Annotated in this window: 14 protein-coding genes and 2 pseudogenes; 9 read left to right on the top strand and 7 right to left on the bottom strand. The window is 51.6% G+C overall.

Annotated elements, in window-relative coordinates:
• Positions 1-8 precede the first annotated feature (8 nt).
• The gene (locus ACRCWW_RS12340) at positions 9-785 is read right to left on the bottom strand and encodes a carboxymuconolactone decarboxylase family protein (protein ID WP_100730048.1); all 777 of its coding nucleotides are present in this window, start codon (positions 783-785) and stop codon (positions 9-11) included.
• A 12-nt stretch (positions 786-797) separates the two neighbouring features.
• Positions 798-1,256, bottom strand: coding sequence for a (R)-mandelonitrile lyase (locus ACRCWW_RS12335; RefSeq protein WP_438682672.1), 459 nt, complete (start codon positions 1,254-1,256; stop codon positions 798-800).
• A 178-nt stretch (positions 1,257-1,434) separates the two neighbouring features.
• Between ACRCWW_RS12335 and ACRCWW_RS12330 the strand changes: the two genes are divergently transcribed.
• Both ACRCWW_RS12330 and ACRCWW_RS12325 read left to right on the top strand, forming a co-directional pair.
• On the top strand, positions 1,435-2,346 hold the full coding sequence (locus tag ACRCWW_RS12330) for a LysR family transcriptional regulator (protein ID WP_438682671.1): 912 nt from the start codon (positions 1,435-1,437) through the stop codon (positions 2,344-2,346).
• Positions 2,347-2,598: 252 nt separating this feature from the next.
• On the top strand, positions 2,599-3,399 hold the full coding sequence (locus tag ACRCWW_RS12325) for a Cof-type HAD-IIB family hydrolase (RefSeq protein ID WP_438682670.1): 801 nt from the start codon (positions 2,599-2,601) through the stop codon (positions 3,397-3,399).
• Between the two features lie 48 nt (positions 3,400-3,447).
• Here ACRCWW_RS12325 and ACRCWW_RS12320 read toward each other — a convergent pair whose 3' ends face one another.
• A complete protein-coding gene (locus ACRCWW_RS12320) occupies positions 3,448-4,212 on the bottom strand; it encodes a DeoR/GlpR family DNA-binding transcription regulator (RefSeq protein ID WP_438682669.1) in 765 nt (254 codons plus the stop codon).
• Between the two features lie 130 nt (positions 4,213-4,342).
• Between ACRCWW_RS12320 and ACRCWW_RS12315 the strand changes: the two genes are divergently transcribed.
• The 3 genes from ACRCWW_RS12315 (at position 4,343) to ACRCWW_RS12305 (ending at position 6,814) form a co-directional block, all read left to right on the top strand.
• Positions 4,343-4,753: a hypothetical protein gene (locus tag ACRCWW_RS12315; RefSeq protein WP_438682668.1), complete on the top strand. Its 411-nt coding sequence runs from the start codon at positions 4,343-4,345 to the stop codon at positions 4,751-4,753.
• Positions 4,754-4,946: 193 nt separating this feature from the next.
• Positions 4,947-5,798, top strand: a complete 852-nt coding sequence (locus ACRCWW_RS12310) for an aldo/keto reductase (RefSeq protein WP_438682667.1) — start codon at positions 4,947-4,949, stop codon at positions 5,796-5,798.
• Positions 5,799-5,824: 26 nt separating this feature from the next.
• The gene (locus ACRCWW_RS12305) at positions 5,825-6,814 is read left to right on the top strand and encodes an aldo/keto reductase (RefSeq protein WP_438682666.1); all 990 of its coding nucleotides are present in this window, start codon (positions 5,825-5,827) and stop codon (positions 6,812-6,814) included.
• 34 nt (positions 6,815-6,848) lie between these two features.
• On the opposite strand, the gene ACRCWW_RS12300 is transcribed toward ACRCWW_RS12305, so the two are convergent.
• Positions 6,849-7,742 (bottom strand): LysR family transcriptional regulator, encoded by an 894-nt coding sequence (locus tag ACRCWW_RS12300; protein ID WP_438682665.1) that lies wholly within the window; start codon positions 7,740-7,742, stop codon positions 6,849-6,851.
• 224 nt (positions 7,743-7,966) lie between these two features.
• Here ACRCWW_RS12300 and ACRCWW_RS12295 point away from each other — a divergent pair.
• From ACRCWW_RS12295 to map, 4 genes and pseudogenes are all read left to right on the top strand, one after another.
• Positions 7,967-8,104 (top strand): annotated as a pseudogene (locus tag ACRCWW_RS12295) (SDR family oxidoreductase); the annotation flags it as partial.
• A gap of 142 nt (positions 8,105-8,246) precedes the next feature.
• Positions 8,247-8,498: a DUF1471 domain-containing protein gene (locus tag ACRCWW_RS12290; RefSeq protein WP_438682664.1), complete on the top strand. Its 252-nt coding sequence runs from the start codon at positions 8,247-8,249 to the stop codon at positions 8,496-8,498.
• Between the two features lie 340 nt (positions 8,499-8,838).
• A pseudogene (umuC, locus tag ACRCWW_RS12285) lies at positions 8,839-9,996 on the top strand (translesion error-prone DNA polymerase V subunit UmuC); the annotation flags it as partial.
• Positions 9,997-10,062: 66 nt separating this feature from the next.
• The gene (gene map, locus ACRCWW_RS12280; RefSeq protein ID WP_438682663.1) at positions 10,063-10,842 is read left to right on the top strand and encodes a type I methionyl aminopeptidase; all 780 of its coding nucleotides are present in this window, start codon (positions 10,063-10,065) and stop codon (positions 10,840-10,842) included.
• 80 nt (positions 10,843-10,922) lie between these two features.
• On the opposite strand, the gene pcaC is transcribed toward map, so the two are convergent.
• From pcaC to ACRCWW_RS12265, 3 genes are read right to left on the bottom strand one after another with little or no spacing between them, the layout of a single operon-like run.
• Complete coding sequence (gene pcaC / locus ACRCWW_RS12275; RefSeq protein ID WP_404656377.1) at positions 10,923-11,303, bottom strand: 4-carboxymuconolactone decarboxylase; 381 nt, start codon at positions 11,301-11,303, stop codon at positions 10,923-10,925.
• Positions 11,304-12,059, bottom strand: coding sequence for a 3-oxoadipate enol-lactonase (gene pcaD, locus ACRCWW_RS12270; protein WP_438682662.1), 756 nt, complete (start codon positions 12,057-12,059; stop codon positions 11,304-11,306). It lies immediately after the preceding gene.
• A complete protein-coding gene (locus tag ACRCWW_RS12265; protein WP_438682661.1) occupies positions 12,037-13,401 on the bottom strand; it encodes a 3-carboxy-cis,cis-muconate cycloisomerase in 1,365 nt (454 codons plus the stop codon). The genes pcaD and ACRCWW_RS12265 overlap by 23 nt, the downstream gene beginning before the upstream one ends.
• Positions 13,402-13,403 lie beyond the last annotated feature (2 nt).

The raw sequence follows: 13,403 nt of genomic DNA, 5'->3' as shown, positions 1-13,403 counted from the left end.
AGGAATGGTTATTTCGATTCACGCTGCTCAAACACCGTTTTGAAAACCGGCGCTGCTGAGAAAGCATTAGGCCACCCGGCATAATACGCAAGCTGACTCAGTGCGCCTGAAGCCTGCTGCCGGGTCAGGCCGTTATCCATTGCCCGGTTAAGGTGCGGCGGTATTTGCTGTATCTGCCCGTTTGCGATAAGGGCAGACACGGTCACCAGACTTCTATCCCGTGGTGCAAGCCCAGGGCGAAGCCACAATTCCTGGAAAAGCACATCGGTGGTATCACTGACAAGCCCCGGCGCCGCGCTACCGATACTCTGTTCCACACGGGCAGCGCGCTCTGCTTCTGCTTTTTCATCGATCGGCAGAAGCGTCTCCTCCGCGCGAGGAAGCTGTTCAGCGTTAATTCCTTTTTGCAGGAATATCTCTTTCGTAACTGCTGCGGCCGTAATGGCATTGCCCCAGCCGGCATAGAACGCCAGCTGCGTGATGGTCTCAGAAAGCTCCGCCGGCTTGACACCGTTTTTCAGCGCCAGCTCCAGCTGCTCCGGTAAAAGTACGGTCTGATTCCGGGCAATAACCGCTGCAACGGTAACGAGGCTGCGATCGCGTGGCGACAAATCGTTTCTTTTCCAGAGGTCTCCTGCCATCCTGGTGCTGGCATAGCGTCCGAGCGCGGGGGATACTGCCTCTATGTCGGTGTCTGACAGCGGGCCCCGCTGCGCCCCCGTTTCTGCAAGGGTGCCAGCCGATCCGAGAGAAAGCGCCAGCGCAACTGCCGTTGAAGTTTTCATCTGACCTCCGGATTATTGGTACTGTTCGTCGGAGACGGGCTCCTGCCAGTCCACATTCTTGCCGTCCATCATGTACGTCATGGCCAGGTGGCTCATGGGGGATGTCGCCGTGGCACCATGCCAGTGGCGTACGGTGGCAGGGATCCAGACAACGTCACCCGGGGCGATATCCTGGCGCGCTTTACCTTCTTCCTGAACCCAGCCTTTTCCGGCCGTAACGATCAGCAACTGTCCGGCAGGATGAGTATGCCAGGTCGTACGCGCACCCGGGGCGAAATCCACCTGGCCCAGATTGGCGCGCGTGGACTCGTTTGGCGGTAATAACGGGCTGACAACCGCATGACCTGAGAAGTTATCGGCCTTGCCGACGACAGAAGGGGTCTGCCCGTTACGACGGATCTCAATGCCTTCGGCAGAAAGCTGGGCGGCCCCCAGTACGGACATGGCTGCTGCTGCAATAATCGCTTTCATCTTTCACCTCGCTGGTTACTTTCGGCTAAATGGCGTAGCGGATTACATAAATTCCCTGCAAATGAAAATGCCTTTTGTCGGGAGGAATGGTTATTTAGTGAACGAAGAACGTATATCTGAGGACGCATTAAGTGATTAGATGGTAAAATGAGATTGAAATTATAAGGAGAACCTCTAAGTGGCTGATGACAATCTGAATGCCCTTGCCGCATTTATGGTGGTGGCTAAGGAACAGAATTTCACACGAGCGGCAAAACGTCTGGGTGTTTCACAGTCAGCGCTCAGTCAGACTGTTCGTGTTCTGGAAGCACAGCTCGGGATCCGGTTGCTTAACCGAACGACCAGAAGAGTTGTCCCAACTGAAGCTGGGGAACGTTTACTCGCTTCAGTTGGACCTCAGATAGAGGATATTCAGCGGCAGTTAATGGTGCTGAGTGAATTACGTGATAAGCCAGCCGGTACAATACGACTTACCGCAACAGAATACGCAGCAGAGTCAATACTCTGGCCAGCAGTGTCGCGTCTCGTAAAAAAATACCCCGATATTAAAGTCGAAATTCTTACAGATTATGGGCTGACTGACATCGTAAAAGATCGTTTTGATGCCGGTGTACGTCCCGGAGAAACTATTGCCAAAGACATGATTGCCGTTCGTATTGCGCCAGATATGCGGATGACAGTGGCGGGATCTCCAGATTATTTCAGTAACAGGCATGTGCCCATTACTCCACAGGAATTGACAGAACACTGTTGTATAAACCTGCGCCTTTCCGGGCATGGAGGACTCTATGCATGGGAGTTTGAAAAGGACGGGCGAGAGCTGAATGTGCGAGTTGATGGTCAACTGGTTTTTAATACGGGAAGCATGATACTGAAAGCGGCGCTTGAGGGTCGAGGGCTAGCCTATCTACCAGAAGGGCAGCTTGAACCCTATATAGCATCCGGGGCTCTTGTTCGCGTACTTGAGGATTGGTGTGAACCTTACTCTGGATATCATCTTTACTATCCAGGCCACCGACAACCCACTCCAGCATTTAGCCTTCTAGTTGATGAACTTCGCTATTCAACACGCGAGAAGCATCAGAGTTAATCTTTCCTGATAAATGACGGTCAGCTATGAGCGAAAAGCGGACGCTACTTGAACTATGAGACCCTCCTTCAGGCCGACGACTTTTTCCACGCATAGTTACCTTTTGCACTATTTCGTACAATTCATAAAACAAAATGTACACAATATTGCACGATAAAGCGTGCGGTGTTAGTTTGGGCTGGCTCCAGTCTGAAGACTGAAGACCTTCTTCTTAAAACCGACAATTACTACAGCGCATGCAAGGTGAAAAACATGATAAAGCTGATTATCTCTGATCTTGATGGAACATTTTTAAACAGCCATGGCGACTATGACCGTGAGCTTTTTGCGAAGACATGGGCAAATATGTCGGCCTGCGGTATTCATTTCGCGGCATGCACAGGAAAGCAGTGTGAGCGTGTTGAAGAGCTTTTTGGGGAATTCAGCAAAGACATATGGATTGTTGGCGACAGCGCCACGCGAATTAAACATAACGGTGAATTTGCCTTTCAGTCATTGATTGAAAACGCTTCAGGTATGGCAATCATCAACACGCTTCAGGAAGTGAGTTCATCGCATGTGATTATCGCCTGTACACCAGAGGGGGCAGTGGTTCGCTCCGACATTTCCCCACACCTCAAGGATAAAGTCAGACGCTCCTACACGCGTATGATTGAGACTGAGGATTTCAGTACTGTAAAAAGTGACTTTGTAAAAATCACGGTTTTCGATGAGCAGGGAAATTGTCCGCAGACTCGTCCACATCTCAGTCCTTTTGAGGATGAAGTCTATATCGTGGTGTCCGAAGCCTCATGGATAGACATTGCAGGGTATGGCGTGCATAAGGGCAGTACGGTTCAGAAACTCCAGCAGATCCTCGGGGTAACACCAGAGGAAACGATGGCATTCGGTGACGGATACAACGACCTGGAGTTACTGGCGCAGGCTGATTATAGCTTTGCTATGCGTAATGCTTTTGAGGAAGTAAAAGCGGCGGCGCGTTTCGTCACCGGAACTAACGATGAGAGCGCGGTGATGGAAACTATTAACCGCATAGTGGCATTGCAGTCATGATGGGGGGACAGGAAGACTGAATTATCTTCCTGTCAGCCAGACTGCTGGTCAGCCTGCAACGACCAGCCTGACACTTGTGTGGGCCAGTGAGTCGGTTTCAGTCAGACTGCTGGCCACAACGATATCTATGTCCTCACAGGACGCGACCTTATATCGCGCGACCTGAGGCATCTTGTCGGCAATCACTGCGGCAATAATCTCATTGCTCTGGCGCATCACCTCTTTCTTGAAGCATGCATCTTCATAGTAAACCGCCGTCAGACCTGTCTGAATATCTAACCCGCAGACCCCGATAAACATCTGGTCGAACAACATTTCTCTGACGCCCTCCAGTGGCTGTGAACCCAGCACACTGCCAGTCTGCGCATTAAGTTTCCCGCCGAGCATAATGACTTCACCCTGCAGGCGTCCACTCAGTGCAGCAGCTATTTGCGGAGAGTTGGTGACAATTGTCAGCTCATACTCGAGGGGAATAAACTCCACCATCGCCAGGTAAGTTGATCCTCCATCTATAAAGATGCAGGTTCCGGGTTTGATGAGCTCTGCACAACTTTTTGCAACACTCGTCTTTTCTTCAATACTGTGCGTCACCCGCGTTTCAAAGCTGGCTGATTGTTTGAACTGACTGACGGCCCCTCCGTAAACCTTCTTACACATTCCCTTACGCACCATAGCCTGCAGATCCCTTCGTATTGTATGTTCAGACACGCCCAGTTGTCGGGCAATGTCTGCGCCAATAACTCTCCCTGTCTGTTGCAGCATCTGATAAATCACTTCCTGTCTTTGTTCAGGCAACGCGTCGTAGTCAATCATTTCCAGACCTTAAAGTGAACATAACATTGCACAATTATACACAATCGAGCATATTAAACTTATTTTTATCATACACAGATGACGAAACAGATTATGCACCATTTAACAGTCTTCATCAGGAGAAGAGAAAATGTGTGAGATTATGGACCGAACGGACTTAGAACAAAGAATGTCTGACCTGGCTAATCAGAGTTCAGCCTGGTTCAGGAGGCATCAGCATATCGATATGCCAATGAATTTCGTGCGTTATGTTGCCGAATCTCAATCAGGTTGTCTGAAGAAACAATATGCCTGTCTTCTTGATGATTCACTGGAATGCCTGATAAGCATTCTTCCTGTCATTGCGAACCGCCTCGCGGTTGAAATCGGTCAAGCAATAGCTGTTCCGCAACAACAAATTCGCCCGGCATTAGGCTTAATTATCTATTGGTTAATTCTGGCTCATACGGATAAGAAGAGCGCGATGCCAGACAGGGAACAGATGTTTGATATCCTTAGCGGCATTCTTTCTGTAAGGTTTTTGGCATTAAAAAAAATGTGAGTCTGCTTGCTACGAATAGGCCATTAGAATTGCCAGACGCGAGTTGCTTATGTCCGCTTCTGGCACAAAGCTGACCATCAACCTCCCTCCAAATTAATGAACACATCTAATAAACCCTAGCTAATTACCCCATCTAATCGAATAAATCACTTTGCGTTATGCTTTTCCTACACAACAGCTGAAGGATAACGTCATGCAAACTGTAAAACTGAACAACGGTATTGAAATGCCCCTGCTGGGCTTTGGTGTGTTTCAGATGTCTGATGCCGCTGAATGCGAAAGAGCGGTTATTGATGCCATCGATACGGGATACCGCCTGATCGATACCGCCGCGTCTTATCAGAATGAAACCCAAGTGGGGAACGCACTGAAACAAAGCGGTATCGCCCGTAACGAGCTCTTTGTAACGACCAAACTTTGGCTACAGGATACCAATTACGAAGGCGCTAAAGCCCAATTCGAACGTTCCCTGAATCGGCTGCAACTTGATTACGTTGACCTGTATCTGATTCACCAGCCTTACGGTGATGTCCATGGGGCCTGGCGTGCTATGGAAGAACTGCATCAGACAGGCAAAATTCGCGCCATTGGTGTCAGCAATTTCCATCCTGACCGACTGGCCGACCTTATCGCCTTCAACAAAGTGGCTCCTGCGGTGAACCAGATTGAAGTTAACCCCTTCAACCAGCAGTTGCATGCCGTTCCATGGAATCAAAGCCGTGGCATTCAGCCGGAAGCCTGGGCACCGTTTGCAGAGGGTAAAAATGGCCTCTTCCAGCATCCCGTGTTAACGGAAATTGGGCAGAAATACGGCAAAAGCGTGGGCCAGGTTGTGCTGCGTTGGATCTTCCAGCGAGGCATCGTTTCACTGGCGAAATCGGTGCGAAAAGAACGTATGGAAGAGAACATCAACATTCTCGATTTTGAACTCAGCTCTGACGATATGCTGCAAATTACAGCTATTGATACCGCAACCAGCGCTTTCTTCTCCCACCGCGATCCAGCCAGAGTTGAATGGTTGGCAGGCCGTAAACTTGATGTTTAAGTCGCGATAAAAGAGGTATTCATTCAATGCAAAAACGTTATCTGGGTCAATCCCGACTCGAAGTCTCCGCACTTGGGCTCGGCTGTATGGGCTTAAGCCACGGTTATGGCCCGGCGACCGATACTCGTCAGGCTATCGAGCTCATTCGCGCAGCGGTTGAACGTGGCGTCACCTTCTTCGATACCGCTGAAGTGTATGGCCCTTTCCTTAATGAAGAGGTGGTCGGCGAAGCCTTAAAACCGTTTCGTGACCGTGTGGTCATCGCCACCAAGTTTGGTTTTACTTTTGGCGACGACAACAAGCAGCAGATTTTAAACAGCCGTCCGGAGCATATCCGTGAAGCGGTGGAAGGATCATTACGCCGTCTCAAGACTGATGTTATTGATCTGCTGTATCAACATCGTGTCGATCCGGATGTCCCAATTGAAGATGTTGCGGGAACGGTGAAAGACCTGATAGCTGAAGGCAAAGTCAAACATTTCGGTCTGTCCGAAGCGGGTGCGCAAACCATTCGTCGTGCACATGCCGTACAACCTGTCACTGCCCTGCAAAGCGAATACTCAATGTGGTGGCGCGAGCCTGAGCAGGAGATCCTGCCGTTACTGGAAGAACTGGGTATTGGTTTTGTGCCCTTCAGCCCCTTAGGCAAAGGCTTCCTGACGGGCTCGATTAAGCCAGGAACCACTTTTGGGAAGGATGATTACCGCAGTACAGTGCCGCGTTTCGCCGAGCAGGCGATTGAAGCCAATGAAAAGATGGTTTCATTGCTGGGTGAACTGGCGGCAGAGAAAGGTGTGACGTCTGCACAAATCGCGCTGGCGTGGCTGCTGGCACAAAAGCCGTGGATTGTGCCTATCCCTGGAACTACGAAACTGCACCGGCTGGAGGAAAACCTGGGGGCCGCCGACATCATCCTTTCTCAGGATGACTCGCGACAGATAACCCAGGCGCTTGAAACGATTAAAATCGTCGGCGAACGTTACTCTCCTGAGCACCAGGCTCGCGTAGGCCGTTAATACCCGGACGGGTCCTCTGCAATTGACGGAACCGTTATTCCTGATAGCGAAGTGCATCGATCATCAGCGCAAAAGCGGGCGGATGCTGCTTACGGCTCGGGTAGTAGAGGTAATATCCTGGGAATGATGGACACCAGTCCTGCAGAACCTGGATAAGCTCTCCTGACTTTATATAATCCCGCACTCTGTCTTCAGGTATACAGGCGATACCAAAGCCGGATAAAGCCGCATCAATCCTTTCTGCCTGCAAATTAAACGTTACCTGCCCTTCCACTCTGACCCGTAACGGTTTCCCATCCTTCTCAAACTCCCAGTGGTAAAGCCCACCGGCTGTCGGCAGGCGCATATTGATACAACGGTGATTTTGTAGCTCGTGCGGCGTTTCGGGCGCCGGGTTTGCAGCGAAATAAGACGGCGCTCCCACCACAGCCATTCTCATGTCCGGGCCAATTCTTACCGCAATCATGTCCTTATCCACGCTTTCGCCCAGGCGGATCCCGGCATCAAAACGCCCCTCAACAATATCAACAAAGCCGTTATCCACCACCAGTTCGAGATTAATTTCCGGGTATTCCCTGAGGAAGGGTTTTAACTTCGGCCATACCACACTTCGCGCGGCATGCTCCCCAGCAGTTAAACGAATATTGCCGGAGGCGGTGCCGTTGAGTTGAACCAGCGATTCCAGCTCCTGCTCAAGATCGGCAATACGCGGTTCAAGGCAGGCAATAATTCGCTCACCGGCCTCTGTAGGGGCAACACTTCGGGTCGTACGGGTCAAAAGGCGGATATTCAGCCTTTCTTCCAGGGCTTTCATCGCGTGGCTGAGTGCAGACTGAGAAACGCCCAGTTTACCCGCCGCTTTGGTAAAACTTCGCTCCCTTGCCACCACAAGAAAGATTTGCAGTTCGTTGAAGTTTTCTTTGAGCATCGGCGATTTCCTTATGGAGGCATTCCCTTCATCACGCACTCATGAAGGGTGTTCATAGACACAATCATTTTAGCCTTATTACTGACAATAATGATAATTGATATTCTGACCATATCGAAAATAAGTCCGAATTATCAGAAGGTTTATCATGAAAATACTCATTGCAGGGGCGACAGGAAGCATTGGCCTTCATGTCGTGAATACCGCTATTAAAATGGGTCATTGATCCTACCCCACTGTTTGCAGACCTGCAGACTGATGATCCACAAAGAAATGGCGGGGTATTAGACATAGACAATATGCCTTTGCGTGAAGAACCTGAGTGCATTATTAACGAATTGAATGTGTATTCAAAAAAATAAACAATCTACATCCCTGACAGCATTGTCATATAACGGTCAGTCTTATGACAGCTTAGGTCTGTAGATTTGAATATACAGACGGGGAGCGTTCCGCCTGATACAAATCCAGTTCCGAACGTATAGTCCAAAAGAGGTTCCATATATGAAAACACTACTTATTACTACATTTGTCATGGGGTTTATTTCAGTGAATGCCGCCTCTGCTGCTCAGGAAATTAACCATGCAGACGGGAAAGAAAAGATCGGCGTAGTCTCATCCAGCAATGCCTATACGCTTGATGATTTATCGAATGCGCTCTCTCGTAAGGCTGAGGAACAAGGAGCAACATCGTTCAAAATTCTGTCAACCACAGGGAATAACCGACTGCATGGGGTTGCGGAAATCTATAAGTAAATCATTAGCATTCCGGACAGGATGTGTTACAGCCCTCTTATAGTGAGCGTCGTTCTATGTTAAGAACAGAAGACATCATCGATGAGATAACTCAATGGATTGATTGAAAGTGGCATATCGTATTTTCGCTGAAGAGGTGGGTGGACTATGGATCATAACTGGTATTATTAGTATCACGGCTAACCGGTCCATCCATATTCAGAGCTTCGCCAACATTAACCTCTAAACCTGTTCATTTGAGTATGCTATCAAGAACAAAAAACCTGAAAAAAGTTAGTAATTAAATTCCATTTAAAATCATGATATTACCAATAACTAACTATTAGTATCATTCAGATACAATGACGGCTGCATTATTTCCCGCTCGGCGGAGGCCAAAAAGCTCGATATCAAAATGGGCGAACCGTGGTTTAAGCAAAAAGCACAGCTGGAGAGAATGGGCGTCATGACCTTCAGCAGCAACTATGCGCTGTATGGCGATATGAGCCATCGGGTGATGAGCGCGCTGGAGGAGTATTGCCCGCGAGTGGATATCTACAGCATCGACGAAGCGTTTGTCGATTTAACGGGCATTCGCGAGCTGGAAAAAACCGGGCGTGAGATCCGCGAACTGATCTTCAATCGCACTTTACTGACGGTCGGCGTCGGCATTGCGCCCACCAAAACGCTTGCCAAGCTGGCCAACTATGCGGCCAAAAAATATCCCGGAACCAAAGGCGTGGTTGATCTCTCCTCGCCCATTCGCCAGCGTAAATTAATGGAACATGTCCCAGTGGATGAAGTCTGGGGTGTCGGGCGGCGGCTCAGCAAAAGATTGACGGCGATGGGCGTGGATAACGCGCTAAAACTGGCAGATTGCGACCTGTGGTTTATTCGCAAAAACTTCAGCGTCGTGCTGGAGCGAACCGTGCGCGAGTTGCGGGGTGAATCCTGTCTGGAATTTGAAGAGTATCCGCCAACAAAACAGGAAATTATCAGCTCTCGCTCGTTTGGCAAACGCACCAGCGATTATCTCGACGTGCGCGAAGGGATCTGCACCTGGGCGGCGCGTGCCGCCGAAAAAATGCGTCTGGAGCATCAGTTCTGCCGCTATGTGTCCGCTTTTATTAAAAGCAGCCCTCACGATGAACACGAACCCTATTACAGCAACAGCAGCGGCATTCGCCTGCTGACACCCACGCAGGACACCCGGGATATCATTACCGCAGCCACCCATTGTCTCAACGTTATCTGGAAACAAGGGCCGCGTTATCAGAAAGCAGGCGTAATGCTAGGCGATTTTTACAGCCAGGGCGTGGCCCAGCTCAATTTGTTCGACGACTTTGCCCCGCGAGCCAACAGCGAACAGCTGATGGACGTTATCGATAAGCAAAACAAGAAAGGCAATAAATTGTGGTTTGTCAGCCAGGGCATTTCCCCGGGCTGGACCATGAAGCGCTCAATGCTCTCCTCGGCCTGGACCACCCGGCTGAGCGATGTTCCCCGCACGATTGACTAAGCCGCAGGCGTGACATCCGCGAGTTAAACACATACGCTCTGTTTATGAATAACTAAGGAGCGATGCATGCCATCAATTCACATTAAAACAGCAGACGAACTTGCTCGCCAGCGTCATGCCGGGGAGCTGCTGGCCTCTGTGTTTACCATGCTGGATGAGAAAATCCAGCCGGGTATCACCACCATGGAAATCAATAACCTGGCGGAAGCGTTTATCGTCAATGAGCTGCAATCCCGCCCCGCCAGTAAAGGGCAATATGATTTCCCGTACGTGCTGAATACGTCGGTGAATGAGGTGGTGTGTCACGGCATTCCCAAAGAAACTGAGCATCTGCGTAGCGGCGCGATAGTGAACGTCGACATTACGCTGGAAAAGAACGGCCTGATTGCGGATTCCAGCAAAATGTACCTGATTGGCGACGTCTCACCTCTGGCTCGCCGGCTGGTGAAAAAAACCTATGAAGCCATGTGGAAAGGCATTAAAGCTGTGAAACCCGGCGCGACGCTGGGGGATATCGGCCATGCCATACAGTCTTATGTCGAGAGCAATGGCTACAGCGTGGTGCGGGAATATTGCGGACACGGGATAGGCACCGAGATGCACGAAGAGCCGCAGATCCTCCATTACGGCAAACCCGGCACAGGCGAAGTGCTGCGCGAAGGCATGGTGTTCACGATTGAACCGATGGTCAATCAGGGCGACAGCAAAATCAAAACCAAAAAAGACGGCTGGACGGTGGTCACTCGCGACAAAAAATTGTCGGCGCAGTGGGAGCACACCATCGCCGTGACTGCAGACGGTTTTGAAGTGCTGACGTTACGTAAAGGCGAGATTATTCCAGAGTAATGTCGCAAGATTGCTTGGCGGCGCTGCGCTTGCGCAGGCCTACAAAGGAAAACCTGTATGGCCGCCGCCGGGCAATAACCTCACGCATCCATCTCGTCAAAAACCTGCTGCGCCAGATGCAGCGTGGCATTAGCGGCCGGCAGGCCGCAATAGAGCGCGGAGTGCATAATCAGCTCTTTGAGTTCATCGCGCGTAACGCCGTTATTGAACGCGGCCCGCAAATGCATTTTCAGCTCGGCCTCGCGGTTCAGGGCTATCAGCATTGAGATGGTGATCAGGCTGCGGGTGTGGTGATCCAGCCCCGGACGGGTCCAGGTTTCGCCCCACGCGTAGCGGGTGATGAAGTTCTGAAACTCTTCATTGAGCGGCGATAAATTGTCTAAGGTGCGGTCAACGTGCGCATCACCCAGCACTTTGCGGCGCACCGCCATACCTTGCTGATAACGGTCCTCGTCGTTCATTTACTGCCCCCGAAAATACGTCAGCACCGCGGCGGTAAACGCTTCTGCGGCTTCGACATTGGAAAGGTGTGAGGCCGACAACGTCACGCGCTGGCTGCCAGCAATTTGCTGATGCAGAAAATCAGCATCAGCAACGGTCGTCACCGGATCGTGTTCCCCGGCGATAATCATCACCGACGCGGCGATCGCGCTCACTTCAGTACGCAGGTCTGCCCCGGCCAGCGCTTCACACCCTTCCGCATAGCCTTCCGGGTCCATCTGCGCGAGTTGATGCACCAGCGGCTCCACCACTTCCGGGTAATGTTGACGGAAGCTGTGTGTAAACCAGCGGTCTGCGGTTCCGGCGGCAACAACGTCCATGCCTTCCTGACGCACGGCACGCGCACGTGAAAGCCAGCTTGCCTGATCGCCAATTCTTGCGGCGGTGTTCGCCACCACCAGACCGTAAAACCGCTCCGGGGCAAAGCGCGCCAGCCACAGTCCAATCAGGCCACCGACTGAAATCCCGCAAAAACAGGCTTTGTCGATATTCAGGTGATCGAGCAGCGCAATCACATCTTCACCCAGTTGGGCGAGCGTCACTTTGCCCCGTTTACGGGTTTGTCCGTGACCGTGCATGTCATAGCGCAGCACGCGAAAGTGCGCCGTCAGCGCCTTAAGCTGTGGCTCCCACAGCGAGAGCCTGGTGCCCATGGAGTTGGAGAGCACCAGCACCGGCGCATCTTCAGGGCCATCAAGCTGATAGTGAAGCATCATGATTTTGCTCCTTATAGCGCGCCAGAACCTGACGCACAAAGTGAGTGGCGCTGCCGGTGGCCCGTGAAGGATCCAGCAACGTTCTGAGTTCGGTTGAGGTGAAATGGGGACTGACGCGAGGGTCGTTTTCCAGTAATTCAAGAAGCGGGCGCTTCTGATCCAGCGCCTGATGACAGAGCGTTTCGACCAGATGATGCGCGTCCTGTTTGCCGAGCGTTTCAGCCAGCGCCAGAGTGACCGCTTCCGCCATAATGAGGCCGTGAGTGATATCGAGGTTTGCCCGCATTTTCTGGCTGTCCACCTGCATGCCACGGATCAGGTATTCGCTTTGGGTCAGCACACCACCCGCTAACGTCAGCAATTCCGGCAGCACTTCCCACTCAGCCTGCCAGCCGCCCAGCGCCCTTTCATGCTGTTGGATCTGGCTGGCATACAGCGTTGCCATGAGTCCAGGCATACGCTGTACGGCGGTCAGGATCACCGCGCAGCTTACAGGATTGCGCTTGTGCGGCATCGCCGATGAGCCACCGCGCCCCGCCGCAACGGGTTCGCTGACTTCGGCGACTTCCGTTTGCATTAGCAGCGAGAAATCATTGGCGAATTTGCCCAGCGTTGCGCTGACCCCCGCATACCAGTGCCCCGCTTCCAGCAATCTGTCGCGCTGGCTGTGCCATGGCGTATCCGCCAGCGTCAGATTCAGTTCATGCGCCAGCTGTTGAGCAACGTCCGGGCCCTCTTCATGTAGCGAGGCCAGCGTTCCCGCCGCACCGCCAAATTGTAAAACCAGCACTCGCGTACGCAGTTCATGCAAGCGCTGCTGCCAGCGCAATAAAGCATCCAGCGTGCCCGCCAGCTTAAGGCCAAAAGTCACGGGGAGCGCATGTTGCATCCAGGTACGGCCCGGCATCACCGTATCGCAATGTTGCGCCGCCTGCTTTGCCAGCGCGGATAACAAGCTGCTCAAAAGCTTATCGGTTTGATCCAGCGCCTCGCGCAGTTGCAGCACAAAACCCGTGTCGATAACATCCTGGCTGGTTGCTCCCCAGTGAACATATTTTGCTGCCTGAGGATCTTGTTCTTTGACCTTCGCGGTGAGCTGTTTGACCAGTGGGATAGCCAGATTCCCGGCATTCGCGGCGCTTTCTGCTAATGCCGCAAGATTGATATTTTGTACTTTGCAGGCCTGCTCAATTGCCGTCACAGCCGATGCCGGGATAATGTCGCACCGGGCCTGAGCACGCGCTAACGCGGCTTCAAAATCGAGCATTCTCTGAACGGTTTGCTCGTCGCTGAAAATAGCCGTCAGTGCGCTCTCGCGCAGCAACGGCGTTAAGAGATCCATCC

It is taken from the genome of Scandinavium sp., assembly GCF_051650185.1.
Classification (GTDB): domain Bacteria; phylum Pseudomonadota; class Gammaproteobacteria; order Enterobacterales; family Enterobacteriaceae; genus Scandinavium.
This window is presented reverse-complemented; position numbering and strand designations above follow the sequence as displayed.

Excerpts from the sequence above, each read along its gene's own strand:
- ACRCWW_RS12340 (WP_100730048.1), bottom strand. The coding sequence starts at position 785 with ATGAAAACTTCAACGGCAGTTGCGCTGGCGCTTTCTCTCGGATCGGCT.
- ACRCWW_RS12335 (WP_438682672.1), bottom strand. The coding sequence starts at position 1,256 with ATGAAAGCGATTATTGCAGCAGCAGCCATGTCCGTACTGGGGGCCGCC.
- ACRCWW_RS12325 (WP_438682670.1), top strand. The coding sequence starts at position 2,599 with ATGATAAAGCTGATTATCTCTGATCTTGATGGAACATTTTTAAACAGC.
- ACRCWW_RS12320 (WP_438682669.1), bottom strand. The coding sequence starts at position 4,212 with ATGATTGACTACGACGCGTTGCCTGAACAAAGACAGGAAGTGATTTAT.
- ACRCWW_RS12315 (WP_438682668.1), top strand. The coding sequence starts at position 4,343 with ATGTGTGAGATTATGGACCGAACGGACTTAGAACAAAGAATGTCTGAC.
- ACRCWW_RS12310 (WP_438682667.1), top strand. The coding sequence starts at position 4,947 with ATGCAAACTGTAAAACTGAACAACGGTATTGAAATGCCCCTGCTGGGC.
- ACRCWW_RS12305 (WP_438682666.1), top strand. The coding sequence starts at position 5,825 with ATGCAAAAACGTTATCTGGGTCAATCCCGACTCGAAGTCTCCGCACTT.
- ACRCWW_RS12300 (WP_438682665.1), bottom strand. The coding sequence starts at position 7,742 with ATGCTCAAAGAAAACTTCAACGAACTGCAAATCTTTCTTGTGGTGGCA.
- ACRCWW_RS12290 (WP_438682664.1), top strand. The coding sequence starts at position 8,247 with ATGAAAACACTACTTATTACTACATTTGTCATGGGGTTTATTTCAGTG.
- map (WP_438682663.1), top strand. The coding sequence starts at position 10,063 with ATGCCATCAATTCACATTAAAACAGCAGACGAACTTGCTCGCCAGCGT.
- pcaC (WP_404656377.1), bottom strand. The coding sequence starts at position 11,303 with ATGAACGACGAGGACCGTTATCAGCAAGGTATGGCGGTGCGCCGCAAA.
- pcaD (WP_438682662.1), bottom strand. The coding sequence starts at position 12,059 with ATGATGCTTCACTATCAGCTTGATGGCCCTGAAGATGCGCCGGTGCTG.
- ACRCWW_RS12265 (WP_438682661.1), bottom strand. The coding sequence starts at position 13,401 with ATGGATCTCTTAACGCCGTTGCTGCGCGAGAGCGCACTGACGGCTATT.